Source organism: Pseudorhodoplanes sp. (assembly GCF_046289595.1).
GTDB lineage: Bacteria > Pseudomonadota > Alphaproteobacteria > Rhizobiales > Xanthobacteraceae > Pseudorhodoplanes.
In genome coordinates this window covers 54323-81066 of the sequence record NZ_JBKBVB010000001.1, presented here as the reverse complement: position 1 = coordinate 81066, position 26744 = coordinate 54323, and the positions used below count along the sequence as shown (strand labels likewise).

The 26744-nt window shown below is 62.1% G+C and carries 34 protein-coding genes; 12 read left to right on the top strand and 22 right to left on the bottom strand.

The annotated features are described in order from the left end of the window. Positions 1-3: 3 nt before the first annotated feature. On the bottom strand, positions 4-2034 hold the full coding sequence (locus ACK41X_RS00435) for a terminase gpA endonuclease subunit (protein WP_409717929.1): 2031 nt from the start codon (positions 2032-2034) through the stop codon (positions 4-6). Beyond that, complete coding sequence (locus ACK41X_RS00430; RefSeq protein WP_409717783.1) at positions 1937-2458, bottom strand: hypothetical protein; 522 nt, start codon at positions 2456-2458, stop codon at positions 1937-1939. Before ACK41X_RS00430 ends, ACK41X_RS00435 begins: the two co-directional genes overlap by 98 nt. 222 nt (positions 2459-2680) lie before the next feature. Between ACK41X_RS00430 and ACK41X_RS00425 the strand changes: the two genes are divergently transcribed. Then, on the top strand, positions 2681-2965 hold the full coding sequence (locus ACK41X_RS00425; RefSeq protein ID WP_409717779.1) for a DUF3489 domain-containing protein: 285 nt from the start codon (positions 2681-2683) through the stop codon (positions 2963-2965). A gap of 131 nt (positions 2966-3096) precedes the next feature. After that, entirely contained in the window at positions 3097-3744 is a 648-nt protein-coding gene (locus ACK41X_RS00420) for a CIA30 family protein (protein ID WP_409717776.1), read from the top strand. A gap of 85 nt (positions 3745-3829) precedes the next feature. Here the strand turns inward: ACK41X_RS00420 and ACK41X_RS00415 are convergent, their stop codons facing one another. From ACK41X_RS00415 to ACK41X_RS00405, 3 genes are all read right to left on the bottom strand, one after another. Beyond that, positions 3830-4177 (bottom strand): hypothetical protein, encoded by a 348-nt coding sequence (locus ACK41X_RS00415; protein WP_409717774.1) that lies wholly within the window; start codon positions 4175-4177, stop codon positions 3830-3832. A gap of 162 nt (positions 4178-4339) precedes the next feature. Beyond that, positions 4340-5533, bottom strand: coding sequence for a DNA modification methylase (locus ACK41X_RS00410; RefSeq protein WP_409717771.1), 1194 nt, complete (start codon positions 5531-5533; stop codon positions 4340-4342). Positions 5534-6283: 750 nt separating this feature from the next. Next, positions 6284-6538 carry a hypothetical protein gene (locus tag ACK41X_RS00405; protein ID WP_409717768.1) on the bottom strand — a complete coding sequence of 85 codons (255 nt, stop codon included), beginning with the start codon at positions 6536-6538 and terminating at the stop codon, positions 6284-6286. A gap of 146 nt (positions 6539-6684) precedes the next feature. Between ACK41X_RS00405 and ACK41X_RS00400 the strand changes: the two genes are divergently transcribed. Next, positions 6685-6963: a hypothetical protein gene (locus tag ACK41X_RS00400; RefSeq protein WP_409717765.1), complete on the top strand. Its 279-nt coding sequence runs from the start codon at positions 6685-6687 to the stop codon at positions 6961-6963. Continuing rightward, positions 6960-7379, top strand: coding sequence for a type II toxin-antitoxin system VapC family toxin (locus tag ACK41X_RS00395; RefSeq protein WP_409717762.1), 420 nt, complete (start codon positions 6960-6962; stop codon positions 7377-7379). Before ACK41X_RS00400 ends, ACK41X_RS00395 begins: the two co-directional genes overlap by 4 nt. 25 nt (positions 7380-7404) lie before the next feature. Here the strand turns inward: ACK41X_RS00395 and ACK41X_RS00390 are convergent, their stop codons facing one another. From ACK41X_RS00390 to ACK41X_RS00310, 17 genes are all read right to left on the bottom strand, one after another. After that, positions 7405-7938, bottom strand: a complete 534-nt coding sequence (locus ACK41X_RS00390) for a hypothetical protein (protein ID WP_409717759.1) — start codon at positions 7936-7938, stop codon at positions 7405-7407. Positions 7939-8127: 189 nt separating this feature from the next. Beyond that, positions 8128-8667, bottom strand: a complete 540-nt coding sequence (locus tag ACK41X_RS00385; protein ID WP_409717756.1) for a DUF6456 domain-containing protein — start codon at positions 8665-8667, stop codon at positions 8128-8130. Continuing rightward, positions 8664-8873: a hypothetical protein gene (locus ACK41X_RS00380; RefSeq protein WP_409717753.1), complete on the bottom strand. Its 210-nt coding sequence runs from the start codon at positions 8871-8873 to the stop codon at positions 8664-8666. Before ACK41X_RS00380 ends, ACK41X_RS00385 begins: the two co-directional genes overlap by 4 nt. Continuing rightward, positions 8870-9112, bottom strand: coding sequence for a DUF6378 domain-containing protein (locus tag ACK41X_RS00375; protein ID WP_409717750.1), 243 nt, complete (start codon positions 9110-9112; stop codon positions 8870-8872). The genes ACK41X_RS00380 and ACK41X_RS00375 overlap by 4 nt, the downstream gene beginning before the upstream one ends. 41 nt (positions 9113-9153) lie before the next feature. Beyond that, positions 9154-9486 (bottom strand): ribonucleotide reductase, encoded by a 333-nt coding sequence (locus tag ACK41X_RS00370; protein ID WP_409717747.1) that lies wholly within the window; start codon positions 9484-9486, stop codon positions 9154-9156. Beyond that, positions 9483-10022 carry a crossover junction endodeoxyribonuclease RuvC gene (locus ACK41X_RS00365; RefSeq protein WP_409717744.1) on the bottom strand — a complete coding sequence of 180 codons (540 nt, stop codon included), beginning with the start codon at positions 10020-10022 and terminating at the stop codon, positions 9483-9485. Before ACK41X_RS00365 ends, ACK41X_RS00370 begins: the two co-directional genes overlap by 4 nt. A gap of 134 nt (positions 10023-10156) precedes the next feature. Further along, positions 10157-13099: a toprim domain-containing protein gene (locus ACK41X_RS00360; protein WP_409717741.1), complete on the bottom strand. Its 2943-nt coding sequence runs from the start codon at positions 13097-13099 to the stop codon at positions 10157-10159. Then, positions 13092-14375 carry an ATP-dependent RecD-like DNA helicase gene (locus ACK41X_RS00355; RefSeq protein ID WP_409717738.1) on the bottom strand — a complete coding sequence of 428 codons (1284 nt, stop codon included), beginning with the start codon at positions 14373-14375 and terminating at the stop codon, positions 13092-13094. Before ACK41X_RS00355 ends, ACK41X_RS00360 begins: the two co-directional genes overlap by 8 nt. Beyond that, a complete protein-coding gene (locus ACK41X_RS00350) occupies positions 14372-15142 on the bottom strand; it encodes a PD-(D/E)XK nuclease family protein (protein ID WP_409717736.1) in 771 nt (256 codons plus the stop codon). The genes ACK41X_RS00355 and ACK41X_RS00350 overlap by 4 nt, the downstream gene beginning before the upstream one ends. A gap of 9 nt (positions 15143-15151) precedes the next feature. Then, complete coding sequence (locus tag ACK41X_RS00345) at positions 15152-15352, bottom strand: DUF6511 domain-containing protein (RefSeq protein WP_409717733.1); 201 nt, start codon at positions 15350-15352, stop codon at positions 15152-15154. 140 nt (positions 15353-15492) lie between these two features. Then, the gene (locus ACK41X_RS00340; RefSeq protein WP_409717730.1) at positions 15493-15726 is read right to left on the bottom strand and encodes a hypothetical protein; all 234 of its coding nucleotides are present in this window, start codon (positions 15724-15726) and stop codon (positions 15493-15495) included. Between the two features lie 3 nt (positions 15727-15729). Next, positions 15730-16446 (bottom strand): hypothetical protein, encoded by a 717-nt coding sequence (locus ACK41X_RS00335; RefSeq protein ID WP_409717727.1) that lies wholly within the window; start codon positions 16444-16446, stop codon positions 15730-15732. 6 nt (positions 16447-16452) lie between these two features. Continuing rightward, positions 16453-17286: an ATP-binding protein gene (locus tag ACK41X_RS00330; RefSeq protein ID WP_409717724.1), complete on the bottom strand. Its 834-nt coding sequence runs from the start codon at positions 17284-17286 to the stop codon at positions 16453-16455. After that, positions 17286-17771, bottom strand: coding sequence for a hypothetical protein (locus ACK41X_RS00325; protein WP_409717721.1), 486 nt, complete (start codon positions 17769-17771; stop codon positions 17286-17288). Before ACK41X_RS00325 ends, ACK41X_RS00330 begins: the two co-directional genes overlap by 1 nt. A 10-nt stretch (positions 17772-17781) precedes the next feature. After that, positions 17782-18141 (bottom strand): hypothetical protein, encoded by a 360-nt coding sequence (locus tag ACK41X_RS00320; protein WP_409717718.1) that lies wholly within the window; start codon positions 18139-18141, stop codon positions 17782-17784. A gap of 348 nt (positions 18142-18489) precedes the next feature. Then, a complete protein-coding gene (locus ACK41X_RS00315; protein WP_409717715.1) occupies positions 18490-19149 on the bottom strand; it encodes a sigma factor in 660 nt (219 codons plus the stop codon). A gap of 23 nt (positions 19150-19172) precedes the next feature. Next, positions 19173-19439 carry a hypothetical protein gene (locus tag ACK41X_RS00310; RefSeq protein ID WP_409717712.1) on the bottom strand — a complete coding sequence of 89 codons (267 nt, stop codon included), beginning with the start codon at positions 19437-19439 and terminating at the stop codon, positions 19173-19175. Positions 19440-19488: 49 nt separating this feature from the next. Between ACK41X_RS00310 and ACK41X_RS00305 the strand changes: the two genes are divergently transcribed. From ACK41X_RS00305 to ACK41X_RS00270, 8 genes are all read left to right on the top strand, one after another. Beyond that, positions 19489-20217, top strand: a complete 729-nt coding sequence (locus ACK41X_RS00305; RefSeq protein ID WP_409717709.1) for a helix-turn-helix transcriptional regulator — start codon at positions 19489-19491, stop codon at positions 20215-20217. Between the two features lie 7 nt (positions 20218-20224). Beyond that, the gene (locus tag ACK41X_RS00300; RefSeq protein WP_409717706.1) at positions 20225-20665 is read left to right on the top strand and encodes a hypothetical protein; all 441 of its coding nucleotides are present in this window, start codon (positions 20225-20227) and stop codon (positions 20663-20665) included. Positions 20666-20667: 2 nt separating this feature from the next. Continuing rightward, entirely contained in the window at positions 20668-21156 is a 489-nt protein-coding gene (locus ACK41X_RS00295; protein ID WP_409717703.1) for a thermonuclease family protein, read from the top strand. 8 nt (positions 21157-21164) lie between these two features. After that, on the top strand, positions 21165-23378 hold the full coding sequence (locus tag ACK41X_RS00290) for an ATP-dependent RecD-like DNA helicase (protein WP_409717700.1): 2214 nt from the start codon (positions 21165-21167) through the stop codon (positions 23376-23378). Next, entirely contained in the window at positions 23327-24247 is a 921-nt protein-coding gene (locus ACK41X_RS00285) for a hypothetical protein (protein ID WP_409717697.1), read from the top strand. Before ACK41X_RS00290 ends, ACK41X_RS00285 begins: the two co-directional genes overlap by 52 nt. A 279-nt stretch (positions 24248-24526) precedes the next feature. Continuing rightward, positions 24527-24976: a DUF2924 domain-containing protein gene (locus ACK41X_RS00280; protein ID WP_409717694.1), complete on the top strand. Its 450-nt coding sequence runs from the start codon at positions 24527-24529 to the stop codon at positions 24974-24976. Continuing rightward, the gene (locus ACK41X_RS00275; protein ID WP_409717691.1) at positions 24973-26289 is read left to right on the top strand and encodes a recombinase family protein; all 1317 of its coding nucleotides are present in this window, start codon (positions 24973-24975) and stop codon (positions 26287-26289) included. The genes ACK41X_RS00280 and ACK41X_RS00275 overlap by 4 nt, the downstream gene beginning before the upstream one ends. After that, positions 26286-26723, top strand: a complete 438-nt coding sequence (locus ACK41X_RS00270; RefSeq protein WP_409717688.1) for a hypothetical protein — start codon at positions 26286-26288, stop codon at positions 26721-26723. Before ACK41X_RS00275 ends, ACK41X_RS00270 begins: the two co-directional genes overlap by 4 nt. Positions 26724-26744 lie beyond the last annotated feature (21 nt).

Sequence of the window (26744 nt, the reverse complement as noted above, 5' to 3'; positions counted from 1 at the left end):
ATTTCATCGGCCCATGTTGAGCCGCGCCAAGGCGGCGACGCTGGTCACAGGCTTCACCTGCTGCAAGGATTCAATTTGTGGTCTTGATTTCGGCTTTGGCTGCCGCGGCTGCGCGGTATCGGCAATGCGCGGCACGCCCAGCATGTAAGCTGCCGCATAGGCCATCGCCTCGCAGTCGAGAAAGTGGTTGTCGCGCGATCGCTGCAGCCAGGTGTAGCCACCCGACGGCTTCTTGACCCGCCCCTCGGAGACGATCTGCCGGCAATAGGCCTCGGTGACGTCACTCGGGAGATGCCAGCCGCCGGGCTGATCATCCGGCCAGCGCACGCGCTCGTGGACCCATGACTTGAAGAAGTCGCTGTCGAGGCGGACGAGATCAAGACCGTATTTTGCGGCCTTGCCCTTCGGCGTCACGTCGATGCGCTTGACTGACAGCGGCTGGTCGCGGTGCTCGAACCCTTTGACGGCATAAGCGACGCGCGCGTGCCGCCGGCAGAATTCATAGACCCGGTGCTCGGGAACCTCATCCTTCTTGCCGGGGCGGAAGCCGGAATCGATGAAGGCCCGGCGGATCACGACGCCGCCGATCGGCCGCGCCAAAAGCTCGGCGAGATCGGTCCAGACATCGCCCTGTTCGGTCGGCCCCCAGATTTCGTTCTGCTCGATCAGCCAGCTTTCCTGGCGGGTGCCAAATCCGCGGATGACATAGACCAGCCGGTTCTTTTGGACGTCGATGCCGGCAGTCAGCAGCAAGACGCCGTCCGGAATCTCACCCGAGCGATACGGCAGCTTGAGACGGGCGACATCCGCCCATTCCGGCGCATCCCCGCCGGCCGGCGCCCACAGTTCTCCGAACCCCCCATTGATGACTGTCTGGACTTCTTCCTGATCGCCCGAGTTCAACGCCTCGACATAACGGCCGGCACGCTCGCCGAACGACACGAATGGCGACGCCAGCCCTGAGACCCAAAAGCTCAGCGTCGTGCCTTCCGGCGGATCGCCGGTCAAATCACCGTTCGGTCCGATCCGTTGCCCTGGCGCGACATAGACGCCGTGCGCGTTCATCTCGAATTTGTGCTTCTCCTCGATGACGCCGCCACAATTGGGACATTGCAGAAAAGCCAGCCTCCGCGCCTCGATCGCAGTCGCGTCGCGTTCGATTTTCTCTTTGCCGCCCTTAGGCGTGATGTCGATCTTAGGGATAACCAGGCAATCGAACCGCGGGATGAAAAACTCCTCGCAGTGTGGACACGACCAGGCCCAGTGATATCGGGTGCCACGCTGCCAGAGCTTCCAGATCGGGCTATCCAGGGTATCGATGTCATCCTGGTCGACCACCTTCCAGAATTTAAGTCCCGTGACCTCATCTTTCTCGATCTCGACCGTGCCCTCGGTCGGCGTCGAGGTGACGCCCAGCGTGAAGTCGGCATGGGTATCGCCGCGGACCTCAAGGAGCCGCACGGGGTCACCTTCGCCCTTGATGTTTTTGGCCATGCCATCGCGTTCGTCGACGATGGCCAGACCCGCGGGATCCGACTTGAGCTGGTTCGCCGAGCCTGCCCAGGCCAGACGCACCGGAACACCGGAGACGATCTTGCGGGTCTTCTTGTTCTTCTTGCCGCGCGCCAGCTTCACCGAAAGGCTCGGCGACCGGTTCAGCGCATCGTCGAACCGCGGCTCGAACTGGTCCGTCACGAAATTCCGGTCCGGTCCTGCGTAGATGATCGGTACCGGACGCTGATCGAGCCGCGACAGGATCACGTCGATGACAGAATCAGTTTTGCCCATCTGGCCGCCACAGACGAACACCACGGTATTGTAGCGTGGATCCTCGAAGGCCCGCATGAACGGGATCATGTAAGGGGTCAGCGCCGGGTCCTTCGGCCCAGGCCTTCCCGAGGAAAGGGGATAGACCCGGTTCTCACGCGCCCAGGCATCAGTCGATACCTTCCTCCTCGGGCGCAGGATCCTCGTCACCCGATCGATAAGAACGACGGAGTTTTGCGATGCGGTCGGCCACTTCGGTGAGCGCATCATCTACTTCTCGCTGCAGTTGCTCCCGCTGCTCGATGTTGCGGGTCAAGCGTGCCGGGATCGCATTGATCCGCGCGACGACTGCACCCGCCACCTCGTCCACCAGCGTCATGGCTTCCACCAGTGGCACGAGCTCGCGCTCGGTCTGCGCGACTGCCAGTTCCTCCTTGCGGGTGCGAATATCCTGTAGCCGATTATGTGATGCCGTCTTGGTCGAACGCCGCGCCTCGTCCTTCAGGAACCGGATATAGCCCTGAACTACGTCGACCACGCGGTAGCGGCCACGGTCGCTCTTGGCGATCCAGCCGTCCTTGGTCAATCGGCGAACCCATTCCGGCGTGACCATCAACAGCTTGGCAGCAACCTCGATCGGAATGGTGCCGGCGGCATCATGGGCGCCGGTATGTCCCGCGGTTCGCGCCATAACAACCAGGCTCGATGATTGGCGAAGAGTTACGGACGATCATTTAGTGATCGGTGCGCCGGCGATAAGCAATCAAATGATCCGATTAACGTCTTGGCTTTGACGGCGGATGACGCGTTTATGCGGAAGCGCCTCAGCCTCGCCCCGCACGGTTAGGCCGTCGGGGCTTGCGTCGGTAGCAGGGCCGCGATGGTCGCGCCCAGCTGCCGAAGGAGCGATCTCATGAGTTCACGTTCGAAGAAGTCCAAGAGCCGCGCGCGGAAATCCGCGAAATCAAAGAAGCAGAAATTGCCACGCGCTGCCCGCGAGAACAGCAAGCAAGCGCAGCTCGTCGTGATGCTGCGAGACCCCAAGGGTGCCACCATCGACGAGATCGCAAAGGCGCTGTCCTGGCAACCACACACCGTGCGGGGCGCCATGGCGGGAGCGCTGAAAAAGAAGCTCGGGCTCGATATATCCTCGGAGAAGGATGACAAACGCGGGCGCGTCTATCGAATCTTGGGCTGACTGGTCCGATCACAGAGCTGTGAAGTATCCTAGCTTGCCGAACAGCCGCGGCGCCTTAGCTGACGAGGGAATCGGGCAGTCCCCCAGCCCCCCTGACATTGCCCGGTGAACGAGTGGCCCCTGGCGCGTATTTGCCGGGGGCCATTTTTGTTCGAACAACCCGAGGCGCGCCTTTTATCATGCTCTGTGACCGCCGGACGTTTCTGTTACTTGCCGCGTTCGTCTCGGTCGCCGGCGGCTCAGCGGAAGGCGAGACCATGAGTCCCAAATCGGCTGTCATCGACGATCTCAGCCGTGAGCCCCCAGTCTCTGCAATCGGCACGCGCTGGCAAGTGTTTACCGACCGTGTGATGGGTGGCGTCTCCAACGGCACCATGGTACGCGAGAGCGTCGCAGGCCGACCTGCCATTCGCATGCGCGGTGATGTCAGTCTCGAAAACAATGGTGGCTTCGTCCAGATCGCGATCGATCTTGCGCCCGACGGCAAAGCGGTCGATGCCAGCGCCTGGCAGGGCATCGAGCTCGATGTTTTCGGCAACGGCGAAGAGTATGGAATTCATCTGCGCACCGAAGATCTGACACGGCCCTGGCAGTCTTACCGGCAGAACTTTCGTGCCGATCCGCAGTGGCGGACCATCCCGTTTCGTTTCGCGGACTTCGTGCCTTATCGCACTGAGGCGCCGCTCGAAATCCGGCGTTTAAGGCGAATCGGCGTAGTTGCGATCGGTCGAGCGTTTTCGGCTGATCTTGCGGTCGGCGGCATTCGATTCATGGTCTAGTGCGCTGTACCGACCCGTGCGCTGCAATTCAAAAATGCAGACTTCTGGCTTCGCTTGATGCTACCCGAGAGCGCCGGCGTCACCTTCAGCGCTGCTCACTCCAGGGATGTTGAGATGGCGTAGCCTCCGGGTGCTTCTTAAGGAAATGGTGAAGAACATGTAGCAAGGCTAAGACATGCTGCTTGTCGCCACTTCGCTGCGCTTGCCGAATATCGTCGACAATCATGTCCCGGACTTTTTCGCTGCCCTGATCTTGGGACAAAAGATATTGCGCGAGCGCTGTTGCACAGATTTCGGAAAGGTGTTCGTGTTCCGCAAGAGCGAGCACCTCTTCTTCAGTCAAACCACATAATCCAATGCAATCTTCAAGCGTAATCATCATCGCCCTACGATTACAGAACGTCCCTGATTGGATGGCATCGTAGCGGCTCAATAATGCTCTTGGTAGAGCAAGAATCAGCTTCGCACCGCAACATGAAGTCCAGCAGGAGATGGTCGACGCTCAAAGGATCTGTCTTTGGATGGAGGCGGTCAATGATCTGCGGCAAACCTTAGAGAAGCGAGAGCTCGAAGTACATCTTAGCCAGTCCATGTTCTAGACTGCGAGCCGCGCTATGCCTCCCGTCGTGTCCTGCCAGCGCTGAACGATGACGTCGACAAATTTCGGATCGAGCTCGATCAGCCTCGCCCGCCGTCCCGCCCGCTCCGCCGCAATCAGCGTGGTCCCTGAGCCGCCGAACGGATCGAGCACGATGTCCCGGCTCTTGGACGAATTGCGGATCGCCCGTTCCACCAGCGCCACCGGCTTCATCGTCGGGTGCAGATCATTTTTTGCCGGCTTATCGAGAAACCACACATCGCCCTGGTCGCGGGCGCCGCACCAATAGTGATCGGCGCCGTCCTTCCAGCCATAGAGGATGGGTTCGTACTGGCGCTGATAATCAGACCGACCGAGCGTGAAGGTGTTCTTGGCCCAGATCACGAAGGTCGACCACTTGCCGCCGGCCTCGCGGAAAGCCTTCTGCAATGTGTCCAGTTCCGATGACGACATGCAGATGTAGACGGCACCCTTAGTGAGCGCGAGGATATTGACGCAGGCGTCGTAGAGAAGGGCACCAAAATCTTCGCCAAGCGCGTCGTTGAGGATCGGTCGATTCTTGCCGCGCTGTTTCTCTTGGCTCGAGTTGGCGTAGTTCACGTTGTACGGCGGATCCGTAAAAGTCATATCGGCGAGTTCGCCACCCAGCACCTTCTCGACGTCGTTCAGCACCGTAGCGTCACCACAAAGAACCCTGTGCTCGCCACAAATCCAAAGATCGCCAGGGCGACTGATCGGCTCTGCTGGCGGCTCGGGCGCTTCGTCTGGGTCGCCGTCGATGTCGGTGTCGACCAGGAGCAGCTTGTCGAGTTCGTCTGGATCGAAGCCGGTCAGCTCAAGCGGAAACTCCGCAGCGTTGAGCTCGCCCAATTCCAGATGGAGCAACTCGTCATCCCAATCAGCCCAGCTCGCCGAGCGGTTAGCCAGCAATCGAAAGGCCTTGATTTGCGCATCTGTCAGATCGTCGGCCAGCGCGACTGGAACCGTTGCAAGACCGAGGCGCCGCGCCGCCTTCAGACGCAGGTGGCCGTCGACTACGCTGCCGTCGCTGCGCGCGACAATCGGGATCCGAAATCCAAACTCAGTAATGGCGGAACACATGCGATCGACGACGTGGTCGTTGCGCCGCGGGTTGCGGGCGTAATCAACCAGGCGCTCGATCGGCCAGTTCTCTAGGATTAGGGGTTGCACGGAGAGAGTCCCAGATTCGTCTTAATCTGACGCGGGTTGCGAGCTGTCGTTCGAGCAGTGAGACCTTCAACCAAAAGGCCAAGATTGTCTGATCGAATTCTTCAGCCGCCAAGTCGCGGTAGATTCCTTCGACCAGAGTGTGATGGCGTTTGCACAGCGGGATAAGGTTGGCTTGGCTGTTATCGCGAGTCAGTCGATAGGGCGTTATATGGTGGACATCGAGGCGACGTAGAGTGCCGCAGATCGAACAGAACGGGACTCGTCGTATTGCCTCATCCCGAATTGCTTTCCAGCGTGAGCCGCGCCCGTTAATTCGCTCCGTACGGCAGAGATGTTTGTGATAGCAACCACGACTGCAAAATCTTCCAGAAGCATTCGTCCGCCCCGAAATCGTACTCTTAAGAACTGAAAACGCAGCGCCGCATAACTTGCACGTGCGTATCACGCGACGACTGTCATGGTAGCATGCCCGCGAACAATACTTGGGCGGGCCAGCCTTTACTGCGCTTGGGGTAGTTGGAAACATCGATCCGCAATGCTCGCATCGAACATGTAGCCGATGGCTCCTGCTTGCTCGGGTTGCTTTTGCCCTCACAACGGATTCTTTGGCAGCGCAACTCCGGCATCTCCGCGCGAGGCTGTCTCTGCGGATAAAGTCCTGCTGGCCACATCCGAGACAGATCCGCTGCCGCGGTGTGCCTCTTGTCCGGCTCATCGAGCAGTGCCGACGCTCTTCTGACTAATGGCAAGCTATGAACGCGCGGCGCGGATACGACGCAGCGACGCCCGGATCTGCTCGATCTGCTCGGGGCCATGAACGCGCGCATTGCGCGGGTTCACGGTCAGCCGCTCCAAGGGCCAGAATTCGATTTTCGCTGCCGGCCAGGCGGCTGAGGGTTTTTGAGGGTCGGGCATTGATATCGTTGGATTATTCGGCCGCGAAACCAAACCAAACTGAAGTTTTTCGATTTGGAAAAACGCGCGTTTTCCGGGCGGCGGCGCCACCGCTTCCGAGGCCCTCGGAGGAAGGACCCGTAAGCTATTGATGCTACTTGAGTATTCGTTTTTGACGATAACCGGAAACGTTTCCGGAAATCTTGTTTCCGGTGATGTTTCCGGTTATCCTCCCGTCCCAAGGAGATCGATCGCCGATGGCCACGTCAACAACCAAACCGATCACGACCTACCGCCGCAAGCTCAAACGACGCGGTGTCGTCCGGGTCGAAGTCCATGTTGCCAAGGGCGATGCGCCGCTCATTCGCGGCATCGCTCAAGCTTTGACCGATCCCGCGACGCAGACCGCGGCGAGGACGCTGCTCAGAGAACGGTTCGGCATGGCAACCGGCTTCAAGAGCCTGCTTGCGTCAGCACCGCTGGACGGTATCGATCTCAGCCGCGATCGCGATCTCGGCAGGGATGTTGCTCTATGAGCTATCTGGTCGACACCAACATCATCTCGGAAGTGCGTAAGGGTGATCGATGTGATCCCAATGTCGCTGCCTGGTTTGAGTCAGTTTCGGATCGTGAGCTGTATCTGAGCGTTCTTGTCATCGGTGAAATCCGCAAGGGTATTGAGCGGGCGCGCGCCAAAATGCCTGTGCAGGCCAAGGCATTGGAAGATTGGCTCAAGGCAGTGACGACATCCTTTGCCGAAAGGATTCTACCAATCGACCGAGCTGCGGCCGAAGAATGGGGGCGGATTGGCGCGACGCGTCCGGTTTCAACTGTCGATGCGCTGCTGGCCGCGACCGCCAAGGTCAACGGCTTGACGCTCGTGACCCGAAACACCGCAGACGTTGCCGATCTCGGAGCGAAACTGCTCAATCCTTTCGAGCCCCGCCGATAATCGACGAACCCCTTCGAGAACCGGGCTACCGCGTCCCGAGCATGCGCCCAATCTCATGGCCGATGCGGTCGACGATCTTCGACACTCCGCTGCGCCAAGCCGCAGCGCTGTAGTCTTTCACAAGCTCTCGTCCCAGGTTGGGGCCGTAGAGCCAGCGGATCGGCAGGCGCTTGTTCGACGTGCGGATGAAGGCGCGACCAAACCGCGGCACGATGAAGGCGTGCCGGAAGATACGCCGCTTGTTCCAGGGCGCAGCCGACACGCCCTTGCCGCGCTGCTTGCCGCCGAACCAGGCGATGTTGGTTTCCGTTCCGCGCGCCTTGAGCTGATAGGTCAACGTCGCCGGTGTCGAGCGGATGGTTGCCATGGCTTTGTCGATGGCGCCGTATTTGATGCCGGTCTGCTTGACGAGCGCGCGCTTGACTTGCGTTCGCCCCTTGTCGCCCTCGTGATTGAGCGCCCGCGACATGGCGGTGCGCGCCTCTCCGTCACTCAGCGCGGCGAGTTGATTGCCGAACCGCGCCAGGACTTGGTCTGTGGCGTTGATGACCAGTTTCATCGCGATGATCGGAGGCTTTTCGGTCCGTTGCGCCGTCGCTTCGATCGTTGGCGCATTCGTGGACCGTGGTGAAATAGCTAGACTTGCATCGGACGCCCGTCAATTCGAAATCAATCGTTTGCTACATTTTGTCTGCAAGCAATTGATCCGACTCAAGAATTACGACGAGCGTCGTTGTTTGCTCTTGGCTCATCGCGGGTCTGTTTCGCGGATGCCGTAATGCTTCATCAGAACGCCGAGGGCCGCGAGCAGTATCCCTTGGGCGCTTTCCTGTCGCACCGGACGCCCGCTCCACCCTTGGCGAAGCGCCCACTCGCGGATCGACGTCTGCATGCCGACGACGTGCCAGACACACGAGCCGGCGGGTGAGCCGTGTCCGCCGAGCGCGTCGAGCGCTTTCGCCACCCGTTCGCGCGCGGCGATCTGCGTGTCGGTAAAGTCAGCCGGCCGATATTTGCCCGGAGCTGGCCTCGCCATCAGCATCAGGTTGGATCGCGGCATGCAATCGAAGCAGGCGATGGTGAACGCGGCCTGGAAGTCACGGGCCGCATCATGCATCGCCGGCGTAATGGTGCCCGCTCGCAGCATGAGCCCGAGCGTATCGACGGTCCGATGATGCGTGACCTCGATGCCGTTGGGATCGAACTCGGTCACTTCACGGAGGTTCTGCTGCGCAATTGCTGGACGCGAGGCGCCGCGTTTTGCTCGTGTTTTGAGCTTTCTGTTCATTGGTCCCCCGCGACATCGTTCAGAGTTTTGGTTACGCGTTTCCCGTAAAGCTTCTCGCCGAGTTGCCGAACAAACTCGCGTTCCGGCCAATTGAGGCGGTGATCGTCGATCGACACCGCAAGCAGACCCTGCTCACGCCAGCCGTCCTGCTTGACCTTTTCAGGCGGCCGCCGTTCGCCGCCGTATCCGGGAGGAGCCCATCTCATCGCGTGACCTCCGGAAGGAGCGCGGCGTAGCCGATGACGTCCGTGGCGCTGTCGCGGTGCGAAGGGTCATGCGCGAGCCGCACCAGCTTCAGATCGAGCATGCAGAGCACGACCTGTGCCGGCGTGACGCGGCGCCCCAGCGTGAGCGACCAGCGTGCGGCAACTGCCGCCATGGAAATCGCCGGGTCACCGTAGGCCGCATCGCGCTCCGCCATGACCCCAGCGGCATGTCGAAGCATGCGCTCAGATCCCGTGCGGTGGCGTCCAGGAGATCGTCGCATCACGAGACCTCCTGTTGCATCGGGATTGGCACCGCCTGCGCAACGAGATCGATCACGGCGCCGATCACGGATGCGGGCTCAGCGTTGCCAAGCCGGCCCATGCTCGCGGCGAGATCTGACGGCTCGACACCATGCTGCAGCAACAGCGAGACGACGACGCAGGCATCCGCCAATAGCCCATCCATGGTCGATCCGGTCCGCGTGCCATGGGTAAACACTTCGCCCGGTCGGCCGTCGGGATAGAACCCGACGGTGACCGTGAAGCGACTGCCGCCATGCTCGAGGTCCGAGGTCGCGGCGAAACGGCGGTTCGGGAGGCGCGCCCGTGTCATCGCACGCCTCCCTTGGTCTCGATCGCCCACAGCAGAATGGCGATGGCGTCCGCCTCGTTGTCATCAGCGGGCGTAAAGCCGCGCGCGCACACGGCGGCGATCACGGCTTGCTTGTCGGCGTTCCCCTTGCCGGCGATGAAGCGCTTGATGGTGCCGACGGGGACGCCTTGGTAGGCGATACCGTTCTGCTCGCACCAGGCTGTCAGCGTCGCCAGCAGACCGCCGAACACATGCGCCGCATCCGTTCCGATGTGCCGACGTACCTCTTCGAAATGCACAGCGCCCAGCGGCCCCGCATTGGCGGCAATGCCATCCAGCCAGGAACGGAAGCGCAGGTAGCGGATGCCGCCACCGTCGTAACGGCTGGGGCGAAACGATGCCGTGCCGCTGGTGATGAGCCCTGCGCTATCCCGCATGGCCCAGCCGGTAGTAGTGCCGAGATCGAGGGCAAGAATCGAAGGTTGTGCGCGATCCAGAATTTCTGCCGCGGGTGGGATTGCATTGCCGGCAGGCAGAGTCAGAGTCGTCGAAGCCATGGATGGTCTCCGTTCAGGGATTCGTTTGTGGTGGAGGACGACGGCGGTCTGGTGCTTGGCTGCGCGGGCCGCCGTCGTCTGGTCTGCCGGATTGGCAGCGCTGGGTGGGCCGGTGGCGTGCGGCAGGCGCCACATCACAGCACCTCCTTCAGCCAGTCCGGCGGATTGGGGATCGGTGAATGTCTGGAACGACATTCACCGGCACATTCACCGTCAGAAACCCGCAGTTTTCCTGCGTCCGGTGAATGTTGTGAATGTTGTGAATGTTTTTCCTGGTCTTCTCTCGCGGGCGCTCGCGCCCGCGCGCACGCGTAAGGTCTGGAAAAACATTCACAACATTCACAAGCACCCTCTATCTCGTTGGTTTGACTCGGGATTTCGCCGTGAATGTTGGTTTTTGAACATTCACGAACATTCACAACATTCACCGGCCGTGAATGTTGTGAATGTTCTTCCGCGCCTGTTTTTTCATCAACAACCAGTCGCCAGCGCTGTGCGCCCTGCAGCGTGCCGCAAATTTCAGCGCGAACCGAAACGCTGCTGAGCTGGAACACCCGATCACGCAGGCGACCCAGCGCTTTGCCCAGGCGGATCCGCTGCGAGCGATCATTGCCAGACCCAAGTGACAGTGGCGGTTCGCAAGTGAGCGCCGTCTCATAAAGATCGTTGGTGCCGACCTCAGCGGTCCCGAACCGGTCCCACCAGGCGGCGACGAAGCTGCGCCAAACCACGCCTTCGGCGTCGGAGGCCCGCATCATCTCTTCCAGATTGCCGAGGAAGCCATTGATGCCGGCGGTCTCCAGCACGCCTCCCAAGATCTGCGCCCAGTTTTCGTAGCTGCCGATGGTCCGAGTGCCGCGCGGCCGTCGGGCGGCGATCCAGGCCTGACAGAGGGTGAGACATGCGGTGACGAGCGGCGCGCGGTTGGCACGAACCCATGTCATGAGATCGGGATGGCGAAAGCCTGCGCGCTGCCATGGCCGTTCGACATGAGCGTCGAGCCGGATGCGCAGGATGCGGCGGGCCATCTCGTTGGAGAATTCCGGGTTGTTACCGGTGGCAATCCAGATGCAGCGGATCGGCAGGCGTGCCATCTCGGAAGCACCGAGGATGCGGTCTTCCCAGAACGGGGCGGTGAGGGCCGCAGCGACGGCGGCGCTATCGAGCTTGTTGCGCAGATTGTCGATCAGGACGATCGACGGAACTTGCCGAAGCTTGGCGGTTACGCGCTTGCGCCATTCCTCATCGTCGCGGCCCTCGGTCATGACGGAGGCGCCGGCGCCGGTGAGGATGGTGGCGATCGCATCGACCATCAGCGTCGCGCCGGTGCCGGGGCTGGGCTTTTCGATCAGATGCAGTGGCGTGGGCCCATCGACCATGGCGCGCAGGAAGCCGAGCAGCAGCAGCGCCACCGCATGCGCGCGTTCGGATTCCGAAACGAAGGGAAAGTCGCCCAGAAGATCGTCGCAGATGAGCTGGCGTGCAGCTGCGACTTCACCCCCCGAGGGCTGCTGTGGGATGGCGGGCACGTCGAAGCCGGGTGCAGGGCAATAGAGCAGTCGGGCATCTGGGTGATAGCCGGGTGTCGTCAGGAGGCGGCCATGGCGGCCGAAGACAGGCGCGCTGACGATGCCGACCAGAACTGGCAGGCCGGGATCGGGTGTCGCCAGGATCGATTTGACGAGCGCCGTCGGCGGGTGGCTTGGCACGAGCTCGCCCTTGGCATTGAGGCGTCGCCAATCGGCCAGCCGGGCCAGCATGTGGCGCAGCCGCTCGTCGGTGAGTGCAACGGCGACGGGACGGCCCTCGTCGTCCGGCACGACCCAGGTTGCCAGCCCCGCGTATCGAAACAGCCAAGGCGTGCGGTTGGAGGCAAGCAACAGGCTCCAGGCCCGATCGACGGCGCGGGCTAGGTCGCCCTCGTCGGCGCGCATCAGCGGAACGGAAGAATCCGCGAGAGCGTAATTCAGCGGACGGTGTTGTCCGAGCGGCGATGACGCTTCATCCGGGGCCGCGGGGCGCAACGCATGTTCAATCACATCGCGCACGGCTTGCGGCCCGTCGCGCAGCAGCAGATCGTTGAAGTCGTCGCCCTCCTGCGGCGGCAGGACGATCGAAACCTCGCGTCCTTCGCCGCGCAGCCGGCGTGCCGCGGTCTCGGCGGAACGAAGGCCGGCGCCTGACGCGTCATGATCGGCGAGGATCAGGATCCGTTTGGCGGCAACTGGCAGGATGACCTGCTCCAGTCCGGAGGTCGAGAGCGTTGCCCAGACCGACAATCCGGGACAAGCGGTGATCGCAGCGAGGCCAGACTCGATGCCTTCGGACATCGCAAGAACGTTGTTCTCGTTCAGCGCGGAAAGCCGGACCGCGCCCGTACCGCTCTTGCCCAAGACCATGCGCGGCTTTGAGACTGGTGCCTTCGTGACCTTGCCCGCGTCGTTCGGATCCAGGTACAGATAGGTCCGGTGCAGCGCGATGATGTCGCCAGCGCAGTTACGCACCAGGCCAAGCATGGCTGGGTAGCCGGTTTTCGTCTCCCAATGTGTCAGGTCGGGATGGAACAGTAGGTCGGCACCTTCCGGCACGAAAAGCCCGCGACCGTGCAGGTAGGCAGCCGCCGGCGAGTTGGCGAGAGGCTGAGCGTGATTGAGGATGAAGGCGATTTCGCGCGCTGTCTCGGCGTCTCGATCGACAGCCGCCGTTGGCGGCGGCGCTTGACGCATCGGAGCGCCGGGAGACCATCCTGCCAGGTCGGCGGCATAGGCAAACAGATCGCGACCGTTGAGCCCTGTTGCCGCCTCGATGGTGCTCAGCGGCCCGCCGCCCTGGCCGCCGTCAAACTCGTGCCAATCCCCGGCGTGATCGCCAGTGAGCGCAATGACGCAGCTGCCCTGCTTGCGCGGCGGAGCGCCCCTGATGTTGGCAAGCCGCCATTCGTCGCCGACACGGCGGCCGTTCGGGAACAGCCGCGGCACCCAGGTCTGCGCGGTTGCCCGCAACTCCGCGACAATGGCGTCGAGGTCGTAGTGGATCCGCGGCGCTGGCGGCGGACGGGTGTCGTTGAGATCAATCAAGGATCGCAAGCCCCCATTCCGCCCGCGTGATCGCGGTATAAAGCCAGCGCGATCGATCCTCGGCCGTGCGGCCGAAACCATCGTCGAACACAACGACATGGGGCCAGGAACTGCCCTGGGCCTTGTGGCAGGTAATGACGTAGCCCCAGACGGTCTCGATCAGCCCGCGTATGTCCTTCCAGTCGCGGCGTAGGCGATCGCTGTCGAAGGCCACGTGATCGTCGTAGTGCCCTTTGTAGAAGCGGTGCCTTCCAGCGATTGCTGCTCCATCCTCGGTGGTCACTGACGCGCTGAAGGAGAGATGATCTTCATGGCGAATGTCGGTAAGCGACACGAACATGCCATTGACGAGTCCGAGGTCATGCCGGTTCTTGAGACAGATGATCTTTTCGTCTCCGCCAGCAGGGTGGGTGCCGTAAAAGCCCGCGGCATGCTTCATGGCGGCGTTTAGCTGGATCCGTGTGGCGTTGCGTCCGCAGATCACCTGACCACCGCGCAGGAGCTGTTCGGCGGTGACGTCGGTGCGTCGCATTTTCCAGACATGCTGGTCATGGGCGCCGTAGGGAATCGGCAGACCCTGCCGCGCCATGGTGGCCAGGCGAATGATGGCGCTTTCGCCCGCCTGCCGGTGGATCTCCGTCAGCATCACGTCAGGAGCGACATCGGTAAAGGCACCTGTTCCCTTGATCGGCGACAATTGGCCGGGATCGCCCAGCACCAGGATGGGTTTGCCAAAGGCAAGCAGATCGGCAGCCATTTCGGGGCCGACCATGGACACCTCGTCGAGGACGATCAGATCGGCATCGCGCACCAGCGACTGCTCGTTGAGCAGAAAGCGCGGTTGATGCACATCGGCGAGGCGGAGTTCGAGCCGCTTCAGCCGCTCCATGGCGAACAATAATTCCGCTGGGGGCAGAGCGCCGAGCTGCGCGCGGATGTCTGCCGCCTCCTGTTCAACGCGCGCGATCTCTTCTGCCGTTGCCTCCGAGACCCGGTAGATCAGACCATGAATGGTTGAGGCGGGAGTACCCTTGCGGGTCATCACCAGCGCCGCCTTGCCGGTATAGGCGGCAAAGAGCACGCCGCCCTTCGCGCTGCCATCGCGGCTCAGGGGCGAGAGGCCGAGTGCCTCGATGACGTGGCGCGTGATGGTGCTCTTCCCTGATCCGGCATAGCCGAACAGGCGGAATACAGGCTTCTTGCGATGCGGGTCGCGATACCAATCGACGATCGCACGGATGGCCGAAGCCTGCTGCGGAGACGGCGTGAAAGTCATACGTCGCCCTCCCAGCAGCGCTGTGCATAGGCGCACCAGCGGCAGAGATAAAAGTCTGCATTCTGGGCGATGCGGGGAGGTAATTCGCCTGCCTGCGCGGCTCGAACGATCTCAACGGCCTTGTCGGACAGCGCCTGGGCAGCAGAGGCGTCGAACGGCACGACCTCGTGATGCAGTGCCTGATTGTCCTTGTTGAGCGCGGTGAACAGCGCCGAGCGAAGCTCCATGTAAGCCATATAGATCTGCAGCTGGGCGTAGTAGACCGGCTTCGAAAGCTGGACTCCGCGCTTGACCAGATCGGTCCAAGACTTCGCATTGAGCGTCTTGTGCTCCCAAAGCGCCGGCCAGGCGATGCCGACGTCTGGACCTGCGACGATCACGCCGTCAATATGGCCGCGGATGCGCCCGCCGGCGATCGAGAAGCCGAACTGCCGGCCGTCCTGTCCGCGGTCGCGCAGGTCAAAGCCTGCTTTGCGTAGCCAGCGCACAACCAGCGCCTCGAACTGGTGGCCGGCATCAAAGATTCGCAACGTCTGACCGCCGAAGCCTTTGCCCTCGTCGACCGGCGTGTTCGTGAGTTCGTAGACCAGTTTGCGCGCGCAGGGTTCTCCGATGCGGCTACCGCCGAGATAGTCCCGGGGAGGCTGGCAATGGTTCTGCTCCACCAACGCACGATCGATCAGCGCATTGATCCGCTGGGCGGGTGCTGCTGCTGCGGGCAGTCCGCGACCGTAGACGAGACCTGATCCGGAATTGAGGTCGATCATTGGCTCGCCTCAAAATGGAATATCGCTATTGAGCGACTGGCGCTGCATCGAGTCCTGGAATCCGTCCACGCAGGCCTCGATGATGCGATCGATGTCGGCCGGGCTCCTGTCGTGGAACGGCGCCATCAGGTTCAGTTCCGTCAGCACCTCGGCGAGGAAGCGCCGCGCGTCCTTGATCGCCCGCTGCTCCATGTCCGACTTATCGATCATCCCCTTGTTTCCTTTTGCGATGGCGGCGCCGGCGCTCTGACAGCGAAGCGAACAGAAGCCGAAGGTCGGATAGCGATCCGGCCGCATTTCATGGGTGTAGTAGAAGCCGCGTGCTGCCCGGCTGCAGATGGCGCAGACCCTCACCCCGACAGCAGTGTCGAGAACCTGCGCGACACGGAGTCGTTTGGGCGTTCCGCAATGCGCTGCGAGGTCAGCACGATGAAGCGGCTGATTGCGTTCTGCGCCATCGCCTCGAGCTCGCGCATGGTCAAACAGCGGATTGGCTGATGCAGCCTTCCTCTTGCCTCGAGCCATTCGCCGATCGCTTTCGCCGCTTCATGCGTGGTGTGCGCCTGCCATTCGTCAGCGGTCATGGTTCAGCCGTTGAGCCATGCGGGTCCGGCAGGTTTTGGCGCTGCGGCCGGCGCAGTGCCCCAGGCCGGGGCCGTGGAGGCTTGCGCAGGTCGCGATTGTCCAAGCTGTCCGCTCTGTGGGGCGGCTCCGGACCAGGCCGGTTGCGCCGACTTCTGCGTAGCGCTACGCGAGCGGCTCGGGCTCGCCGGCACATCATTGCCGTCCATGACCAGCTTCCACTCCTTTTCGGTCGGCAGCACCACACGGTCGAGACGGTTCTGGTCGCCGTAACGAGGATCCTCGCTTGCCTCGACCTTGATCTTGGCGACGAACGTGATGCCATTGAGGTCGGCAAGACCGCGCAGGATGCGCTTCTGCTTCGCCGCCTCGCTCATGTCCTGCGGGTCGAGCCCAAGCGCGCTGTCGATCATTGCACGGAACGTGCTCTTGGAGATTTTCCAGGCGATCGAAACGCCGCTCTCATCGACCTTGCCGCCCTGGACGGTGAACATCTGCCAGAACTTGCGTTTGGCATGCGGTCCCTCCACCACCGTGAACTCGCAGTCGAGCATGCGCACGTCGCTTGTCGGATCCTTGGATGCACGGAGCAAACCGCGGTCGATTTCGCCTTCGCCATCGATTCCACCCGGCCGGATGGTCATGGTCGTCTTGGCGAAGGTGCCGTCGGGAATCAGTTCGCCGCTCTTCTGCGGCTCGGCGTCATTCATGTCGAAGCTCATGGCCCATCATCCTTTCCTGGTGACATTGATCTTGGCGAGGAGCGCGCCGAGGTCCGGCGGCTCGGTGATGTCGAGACGACCACTGCGATCTTTCGCCGGCAGGCCGAAGGGGTTACCGGAGCGGCAAACCAGGCGGCGGACATCGCCGCGCTCGGGGTCATGCCGGAAGCTCTCGCCGTCGGGAGCGAACAGGCTGAGCGTGATCACCTGATCGACGATGCCGGGAAGCTCGCGCGCAGCCTTCCCACCCTCCATCTGCGGCTGCCAGGTCACGCGGTTGAACTCGTCGGTGACGCGTTCGAGAATGCCGACAAAGATTACCGTCTTGCCTGGCGCGTGCTGCAGATGCTTGAGAAGGGCGATCACCTCGCGCGCGAGGAGCCCATAGGCGCCACGAGTATCCGGCTTGCCGGTCTTCTCCGAAAACGCCTCCGGTCGCGTTCTCGCCCAGGCCATGGCCTGCCGGGTTAGATCGGTGATGCTGTCGACAAAGATGATGCGCTTTTGCCCAATCATGCCGACCAGATCAGGATAGCTCTCGGCGAGATGGCGATAATGTCCGTCCGAGAAGAAGCCTGACGGGTCGGCCGCAGGATTGATACCACCCACCAGACATCCGATGTCGAGTGCGTCGGCGAAGGTGCGCACCGGGATGCTATCGCCCCGCCAATCCTGGACGGATTTCATGCCGGCCTCGAGATCGATGCACAGCGTCTCCTCGGGCGGCAACGTCCTCAGCAGAGAGGTCTTGCCGGCGCCGCTCGGGCCGAAGATCGCCATCGTGGTCTTGGCACTGGCCCCGGACAGGCGCTCGTCAGCCGTGATGATCCGCAGCGCCATCACAGGCCTCCCTTGAGTGGCTCGACGCGATACGAGGCTTTGCCGGTCTTTACTGTGCGCGCCGGCATGAACAGTTCGCGCAGCGGACGCGGCCAGTTGGCGAAGGCTGCCTCCGAGACCTCAAGCTTGGTCTTGACGTAATCTGCCGGATCATCGCCCCAGCCGGTGCGGATGATTTCTGAGGCGTGCCGGAGCTTATCCTGGTCCCAGGTCACGCGCTTCGGCAGATCGGCAATGACGATGAAACCGTTGTCCTCAAAACGAACAGTGCCGGCGTCCTTTCCGGCCTCGGCGCGGCGTTGCGCGGCGCGGGGGCCGTAGCGCCGGTCGAGTGCGGCATCGAGCTTGTCCTCAATCCGTCGCAGCGCCGCCTTTTGCATGGCAAGGTCATCGAGCAGGCATGCAAGCTCTGGCGCGGAGACGAGAGCAATGTCGGCAACATCCATGTCGCGGATATGTTCGGTCAGAATGATCGGGGCGTTCATGGCGCGGGCCTCACGCTGCCATCTTGAGCGGCACGATGCGCGGCGCTCGCATCGCGGCCGTGCCGAGCCGGCCCAGAGCCCGAACCGCGAGGTAAAGATAATCGTGCGGTCCGAGGCGTTTCTGCACCGGGAACACCAGACCCTGTCCCGAAGCGACCATCACGCGGTTGGCAACGGTCGCCAGACGCCGGCGATCGGTCGGGCTCAGCACGCCTGTGCTTTCGCAACGATCAAGGGCGAGATGGCCTCGGTAATAGGCGATGCAGTCATGCGCCTTGGCATCCACGATCCAGTCGACGAACCGGTTTTCGTCGAGGGGCACGGCGTGAAGCGCGAGCGTGCCGGTCAGGTGGCGTGAATAAGCTGACATCGGGCAAAGCTTTCTCGTTCGGCCGGAGCATCAAGCTCGGCCGTGAATGGAATTCGGATGTGCGTGTTGTGGACCGGTCGGCCGTGAGGTGATCGGTCCCTTTACTCTTTAGGTAGCGACCGAGACCTCAGATTTTCCCAGGAGGTCGTCATGACCGGGTGCGAAACATTGGATATGATTGGGCGCATGCTGGTTCGCTTGTGTTCCTGTCGGGCGACGTTGCCCACTGTGCCTTAGTAGCGTTCGAAGCCGCCGATTTTCCCAGGAGGTCGCCGGGTGGGACGCGTTGGACGTGACTTGGGCGCATGCTGATGCTCCTGTTCCTGTCGGCCCGCGATCTGCGCGACATCACTCACGCCCCCTTAGTACCGATTGGGACCGCTGATCGCTCCCAGGAGGTCTAAGGATCGATCGGCGATCGACGATTTCCAGCGTGAACATGCGGTAGCGGATTTCGCGTAGCCGCCGATAGAACTCGCTGGTGGACAGACCCGAGCGTCGCTGCGCGGCTGGGAGATCGCCATCCTCGAAAAGTGACAGGCGTGCGACCAGAGCGAGCTCCTCGGGCAGCCCGGCAATGAAATCGGCAAGAACGAGCGGGAGCTGCAGTTCCTGCTCGTCATCGGAACCGACCCACTGCTGTGTCTCGCTGAGGTCGCCGAGCGTGGTGGTTCTGTTGCTGCCAGCCGACTGATCGAGCGAGGCGCCCCACATCCGGAACTCGGCACCGATCTTGTTGGCGACCCCTTGCGCGGCTTGGCGTGCCACGCGGTCCGCGAAAGCTGACCAGGCGCCACGGGCGGGATCGAAAAAGCGGCGCCGTTCCAGCATCACGAGCAAAATATCCTGCTCGACGTCTTCGCGCTCCACATTGGAGAGCCGCATGGTACGCGCGACCCGACGGGCGTGATAGGCGGCGGCGCTCATCATGGTCCGCAGCGAAGGCTGGTCGAAGCACCGGTCCGATGCCGGAGCGGCTTGGGCGGCACTTGCATTGGCCGTGCGCATAGCAGAGCCGATTGGAGGAATAGTCATTTTTTCCTCCTATTTCGAGCGCTGGCTACCGTGGCGGCCTCCAGTTGCTCGATGAAGGCTAAGACCTTGTCGGCGGTCGCGAGCGTGGGCGACCGTCCACGCCGCAGATTGAGAATAAACGACGCATCACCAATGGCTTGGCGGCCGAATTCCGTTGGCTTGAAGCCCGATGCCTGCAGGAAGGTCTCGACCCGGACAGCGAATTGTTCACTAAATGTTCTTGCCATGAGCGGCATAAAAACGATATGCAGATCGAGCGTCAACGAAAAGAAGTTGGAAATTTCCTACATTTTCGAATCAAGGAGTTATCCCATGGACCTCGATCCGATCCGGCTGAAGGTCCTCGATCTGGTCGAGCGCGCTGGCACCGATCTCAAGAAGGCCTCGCTCGCGTGTGGCAAGAACGCAGCCTACGTACACCAGTTCATCTATCGCGGCACGCCGAAGATTCTGCCCGAAGATGTTCGGGAGGCGCTCGCCAAGCATCTTGGTGTGACTGATCGCGTGCTGCGCCATCCCGAGGTGCCACAGCGAAAGGCGCCAGCGCGCCAGGAGACGCGCCATGAGGATGAGCACGACGAACAACTGGATGCTCGCAAGCGTCCGCGGCGATCGGCTGCAGGATTTTCCCCGATCACCGAAATCGACATGCGCGCGTCGGCGGGGCCGGGGGCCTTTCATGAGGGCCTCGAGGAGGCCAAGAGCACCTGGCTGTTTCCTGACGAGGTGATCCGCCATGAGTTCCGCGCGCGGCCGGAAGATCTGCACATCGTCACAATCGACGGTGACTCGATGGAGCCTCTGCTCTCGAGCGGCGACCGGATCATGGTCGATACCAGCCGGCGTGTGCCGGCGCCGCCCGGTATTTTTGTGATCTGGGACGGCATGGGGATTGTCGCCAAACGGATTGAACACGTGCCGCACTCTGATCCGACCCAGATCATCATCAAGTCGCTCAATCCCGAGTACCAGACCTATGAGCGCAACGCCGAGGATGTGAACATTATCGGGCGTGTGGTTTGGGCCTCGAAGCGGCTGTGACCAACCGATGACCCCCGACGAAATCCTCCGCGACAAGCTGCGCAAGATCGAGGCGCTGTTCGCCGGCGCAGCGACGCCAGGGGAGAAGGCCGCCGCGGGGGCCGCCGCCGAACGGATTCGCCTGCGCCTGGGTCAGGCGGCGGGTAAGGAAAAATCCATCGAGATGAAGTTCTCGATTCCCGATGTCTGGTCGCGGCAGCTGTTCATCGCGCTGTGCCGCCGGTACGGTCTGCGGCCGTACCGTCATCCGCGAATGCACCGCCAGTCCATTATGCTCAAGGGGCCGAAGAGCTTTATGGAGCAGGTGCTGTGGCCGGAATTCCAGGAGTCGAATGCCGCTCTGCTGGCCTATCTGTCCGAAATCACTGAAAAGGTCATTCGCGAAGAAGTGCATCGTGAGACCGGCGATGCCGAGGAAATCGACGATCCGCAAAAGGTCTGGCGATGACGATGACCTGGCACGCCCTCTGCATTGTTGTGCTTTTGGTCGTGTTAGCTGTCGCGGCGGCCGGCGCGCAAACGCCAATCGTCGGTGTCGCCTCCGTCATCGACGGCGACACCATCGAGATCCGCGGTCAGCGCATTCGCCTGTTCGGCATCGACGCACCAGAGAGCAGTCAGCTTTGTGTCCGGCCAAACGGAGAACCGTGGCGTTGCGGGCAGCAGGCGAGCTTTGCCCTGGCGGACAGAATTGGGCGCGCTACAGTCCGCTGCGAGCAGCGTGATCTTGATCGCTACGGTCGGGTGGTAGCCGTCTGTTTCCAGGGCATTGAGGATCTTGGTCGCCGGATGGTGCAGCACGGCTGGGCGGTGGCATTCCGGCGATATTCTCTGGATTACGTTGGCGACGAGAATATCGCGCGGCGGAACCGGGCTAATATCTGGTCGGGTGAGTTCGACATGCCGTGGGACTGGCGCAGGCAGACTCAAAACCGATGACGACCGCCATGACAGCACAGCTCGAGCCTTCGAAGCAGGAAGTCCTGGCGGGCCTGGTTGAGCGAGTCACCTTTCACAATGCCGAGAACGGATTCTGCGTCCTGCGCGCCAAGGCGCGCGGCCACCGCGACCTTGTTACCGTCGTTGGTCATTCGGCGACGATCGCGGCCGGCGAGTGGATCACCGCCTCCGGCGAATGGGTCAACGATCGGACCCATGGTCAGCAATTCAAGGCGCGGTTCCTGCGAACGTCCCCGCCGACCTCGGTCGATGGCATCGAGAAGTATCTTTCGTCCGGCATGATCCGAGGCGTCGGGCCGGTCTATGCAAAGAAGCTCGTCAGGGCGTTTGGCGAGAAGGTCTTTGACATCATCGAGACAATGCCGGACCGGTTGCGCGAGATCGACGGCATCGGCCCGGTGCGCGCCGCCAGCATTCTGGCCGCCTGGGCCGAACAGAAGGCGGTGCGGGAAATCATGGTGTTCCTGCACAGCCATGGTGTCGGTACGGCGAGGGCGGTACGGATCTTCAAGACCTACGGCGCCGACGCCATCCAGGTCATGACCGAAAACCCGTACCGCCTGGCGCGCGACATTCGGGGCATCGGGTTCAAGACCGCGGACGCGATCGCCACGAAGCTCGGTATCGAAAAGACCGCGATGATGCGGGTGCGTGCCGGGATTTCCTATGCGCTGACAGAAGCGATGGACGAAGGCCACTGTGGCCTGCCCACGGATGAACTGCTGCCGCTTGCCGAGAAGCTCCTGGACGTGCCGCAGGACCTGGTTCGGACCGCGCTCGATCTCGAACTGAACGAGGGCAGTGTGATCGCCGAGTGCGTCGGTGATACGCCTTGTGTGTTCCTGTCAGGCCTGCATCGCGCCGAACGCGCCATCGCCGACCGATTGCTGCGGCTCGCCAGCGGCACGCTGCCGTGGCCCTGGATCGATCCGGACAAGGCGCTGCCCTGGGTCGAAAAACACATCGGCCTGTCGCTTGCGGAAAGCCAGGTTGCGGCGATCCGGCTGGCCTTGATGTGCAAGGTCATGGTGATGACGGGCGGGCCTGGGGTGGGCAAGACCACCATCGTCAGAGGCATCCTGCGCATCCTCGCCGCCAAGGGCACCGAGCTTTTGCTGTGTGCACCAACCGGCCGTGCGGCCAAGCGCATGACCGAGGCAACCGGGTTCGAGGCCAAGACCATACACCGACTGCTCGAGGTCGACCCCAAGGGTGGCGGCTTCAAACGGGGCGAGGACAATCCGCTTGATTGCGATCTCCTGGTGGTCGACGAGGCCTCGATGGTCGACGTCATGCTGATGCAGGCGCTGCTGCGGGCAATACCAGACCGAGCCGCCCTGCTGATCGTGGGCGATATCGACCAGCTGCCGTCCGTCGGTCCCGGGCAGGTGCTGGCCGATATCATCTCGTCCCGCGCGGTTCCCGTGGTGCGGCTGACCGAAGTGTTTCGGCAGGCGGCCCAAAGCCGCATCATCACCAGCGCCCACCGCATCAACCAGGGCTCGATCCCGGACCTCAGCCCGCCCGAGACCGAGAGCGACTTCTATTTCGTGCAGGCAGACGACCCGGAGACGGCGGTCTCCCGAATCATCGAGCTCGTGAAGACGCGCATCCCGAATCGCTTTGCCCTCGACCCGATTCGCGACATTCAGGTGCTCTGCCCGATGAACCGCGGTGGCGTCGGCGCCCGCTCCTTGAATATCGAGCTGCAGGCCGCGCTCAATCCCGCAGGCGAGAACAAGGTCGAGCGGTTCGGCTGGACCTTCGCCCCCGGCGACAAGGTCATGCAGATCGAGAACGACTACGACAAGGAGGTCTACAACGGCGATATCGGCATGATCGATGACGTCGATACCAATGCCGGCGAACTGACGGCCCGCTTTGATGACCGAACCATTACCTATGGGTTCGGCGAACTCGACACGCTGGTACCGGCTTATGCGGCGACCATTCACAAGAGTCAGGGCTCAGAATATCCGGCGGTTGTGATTCCCGTCCTTACGCAACATTACGCCATGTTGCAGCGGAATTTGCTCTATACCGGCGTCACGCGCGGCAAGAAGCTCGTGGTGCTGGTCGGACAGAAGAAAGCGATCGCCATCGCTGTACGCAATGTCTCGGGCCGGCGGCGCTGGTCGAAACTCGCCGAATGGCTGCGTCCTACTCCATCGTTCAAGCAATGCACCGCCATGACGGGCTGACGATGGTCGCTGAGGATTTTCTGAGTGACCCAAAAGTCCGGGAATGGCTCGCTGGTGTCGAGCCGGCCTGGACCCTGCTGACATTTGGAAGCCTTCGCGCGCTGCGGCAGCAGCGGTCAATGAGCGGTGGACCGATCATGTTCGCCACCGACTTGACCTCTGATGAAATAAAAGCATCGGCCGCGGCGCACAACGCGCTTATATTGATAAAGCGCGCCATAGACACTGGCGGGCTGCCAATCACTGCAACCGGCAATCTCACCCGCGCCGTCGTCGCGGACATGTGCAAGCTGATGGATTGGCCGGATTACGATCAGGCCGATGCCTTCCGCTTTAGCAAGGTTATCAACGAGCCCGACTTCATGCCGCTCCATATCGTCCGGCTCCTCTGCGAGGCGGCTGGTCTTGTGAAGATCAAGAAGGACAAGCTGATTGCGCCCCCGATGGGCAAGCAATGCCTCTCTGATCCGAGTGGATTGGTCGCGCTCCTGGCACAGATCGCGTTCTGGCGGTTTGATCTGAGCTACTTTGCCAGAGGCCTCCTCGGCTCGTGGCCGCAAGAGGACATCGGCATTGCTCTCTGGTCGTTGTCGGTTTGCGGCGACGACTGGCAATCCGCGGAAAAGCTGACACGCCTCTGTACAATCCCGAGGCCCGAGATGCTGACGGGCGACTGGGATCGAACCCCGTTCGCGTTCGAGGGCCGTATTCTGCGGCCACTGCTGTGGTTCGGCTTGGTCGATCACCGCGCCGAGCAAATCACGGAGTCCCGGTTCAGTAAGCGCCATTTCTATCGCAAGACCGGCCTGTTCGACCGGCTGCTTAAGTTCGACGTCGAGATCGAGCGCGCTTCGGGGTCGAGACACTGAGCCTCCTCAGGGACCTCTTGGCAAAGATCGCCTGCTCGACCGCTACTAAGGGGAGCAAGCAATCCAAGGCTCCCACTCCATGCATAACGGTATCGACGCTGGCCGATTGTCCGCATCCGAGCGTCTCGCCGAACTTGCCGAAATCTTGGCCGCCGGCCTGATCCGTCTGCGGGCCCGACAGTCAACTCCTTTATCTGCCGCCTGTAGAGAGAGTTCACTCGACTGTACCGCTGACCAGAGCAGTCATGCCGACCGTCTTACGTCGCATGGAGGCTCGGGTTGACCGACACCGTACTGGCCCAATTGGCCGCCCTGAAAACCGCGCCGATCGGCGCGCTCAAGCAGAAATGGCGCGATCTCTTCGAGTCCGAGCCGCCACCCTATAACCGGCGTTTCCTTGAGCATCGACTGGCCTACCGGATTCAGGAATTGGCCTATGGCGGGTTGAAGCCTGAGACATTGCGGCACTTGCGTGAGTTGGCCGAGGAACTGGACGGCGGCAAGGTGGATTTGCGGCGGCGCCGAGCCGATCATGATCGGCCTATCGCTGGCACCCGGCTGATCCGGGAATATCAGGGCATCGAGCATTGCGTAACGGTGCGCGACGACGGCTACGAGTATCAGGGCCGGCCATACAAATCACTTTCGGCCATCGCGCGCGCCATCACCGGCACGCAATGGAACGGGCGGGTCTTCTTCGGCTTGAAAAATCAGCGGGCGAGCCGATGAAGAAATCGATCGTCCGCAAGCTCCGTTGCGCGGTCTATACCCGCAAGTCGAGCGAGGAGGGGCTGGAGCAGGAGTTCAACTCCCTCGATGCACAGCGCGAGGCGTGCGAGGCCTATATCGCCAGCCAGAAACCCGAGGGCTGGGTGTTGGTGCCCGACCGCTACGACGATGGCGGTATTTCCGGGGCGACCCTGGAGCGGCCGGCGCTCAAGCGGCTCCTTGCTGATATCGAGGCGCGACAGGTCGACGTCATCGTCGTCTATAAAATCGACCGGCTCAGCCGGGCCTTGATGGATTTCGCCAAACTGGTCGAGGTGTTCGACCGGAATGGCGTCACCTTCGTCAGCGTAACCCAGTCGTTCAACACCACGACGTCGATGGGCCGGCTGACCCTCAATATCCTCCTATCCTTCGCCCAGTTTGAGCGCGAGGTCATTGGCGAGCGCATCCGAGACAAGTTCGCGGCCTCCCGCAAGAAGGGCATGTGGATGGGCGGCTTCGTGCCGCTCGGCTACGAGGTCAAGAACCGCAAGCTCGTGATGAACGAAGTTGAAGCAGCGAAGGTCCGCATGATCTTCGAGCGCTTCGTCAAGATCGGCTCCGCGACCGTGCTGGTGCGGGCGCTCCGGGCGGAAGGGGTAACTGGAAAACAGGGCAAACTGGTCGACAAGGGTTACGTCTACAAGCTCCTGAACAACCGGGTCTACATCGGCCAGGCAGTGCACAAGGGCGCGGCCTATCCCGGCGAGCACGAGGGCATTGTCAGCCAGGCGCTCTGGGACAAGGTCCACAACATTCTCGGCGAAAGTCCCCGCCGGCGTGCGGCACGGTCGCGGGCGCAGACGCCGGCCTTGCTGAAGGGCCTGATCTTTGGACCCACGGGAAGGGCCATGACGCCGACCCACACCCGTAGGGGCGGGAAGCTCTATCGGTATTATGTCTCGACCGACGCGTTAACGCGCGAACCGGATGCCTGTCCGGTGCGACGGATCCCGGCGGCTGAAATCGAAAACGCGGTGATCGATCAGGTGCGCGTTCTCCTTCGCGCGCCGGAAATTATCGTCGCGACGTGGCGCAAGGCGCGGCAGTCGCTCGATGGCCTCGCTGAGGCCGACGTGCGGGAGGCACTGGAACGGCTCGACCCACTCTGGGATGAGCTCTTTCCGGCCGAGCAGGCGCGGATCGTGCAGTTGCTCGTTGAGCGCGTCGACATCGGCACCGACGGCGCGGACATCCGCCTGCGCACGCAGGGGCTGAGGAGTCTCGTTGCCGATTTGGGCGTGATCGATCCGGAAAATCGGAGGGCAGCATGAGGACAAAGCCAGAAGTCAGTGACGATGGCACGACCGTCACCGTGCGGGTGCCGATTTCCATCAGACGACGCGGTGGCCGCAAGCTTGTGCTGGCGCCTGATGGCGTCGCCTTCACTGGCCCCCCGATTCGCCGCCGCATCGACAGCACGATGGTCAAGGCTATAGCGCGGGCGTTCCGGTGGCGGGATATGATCGAGAATGGCACCTATGCGACAATCCGAGAAATTGCCGCCGCAGAAAAAATCAGTGAAACTTACGTGGGCCGAACACTTCGATTGACATTGCTGGCTCCGAGCCTCGTTGAGAGCGTTCTTGAAGGACGCCAAGCCAACTTGAAGCTGGACGATTTGATGACCAGCCTTCCGATCGACTGGATGGCTCAGTCGAGCGCGCTGCATTATCGTCCGGACGTCGTGCGCTTCGCCAATAGATGATGCCGTAGCAGAATGTTAACG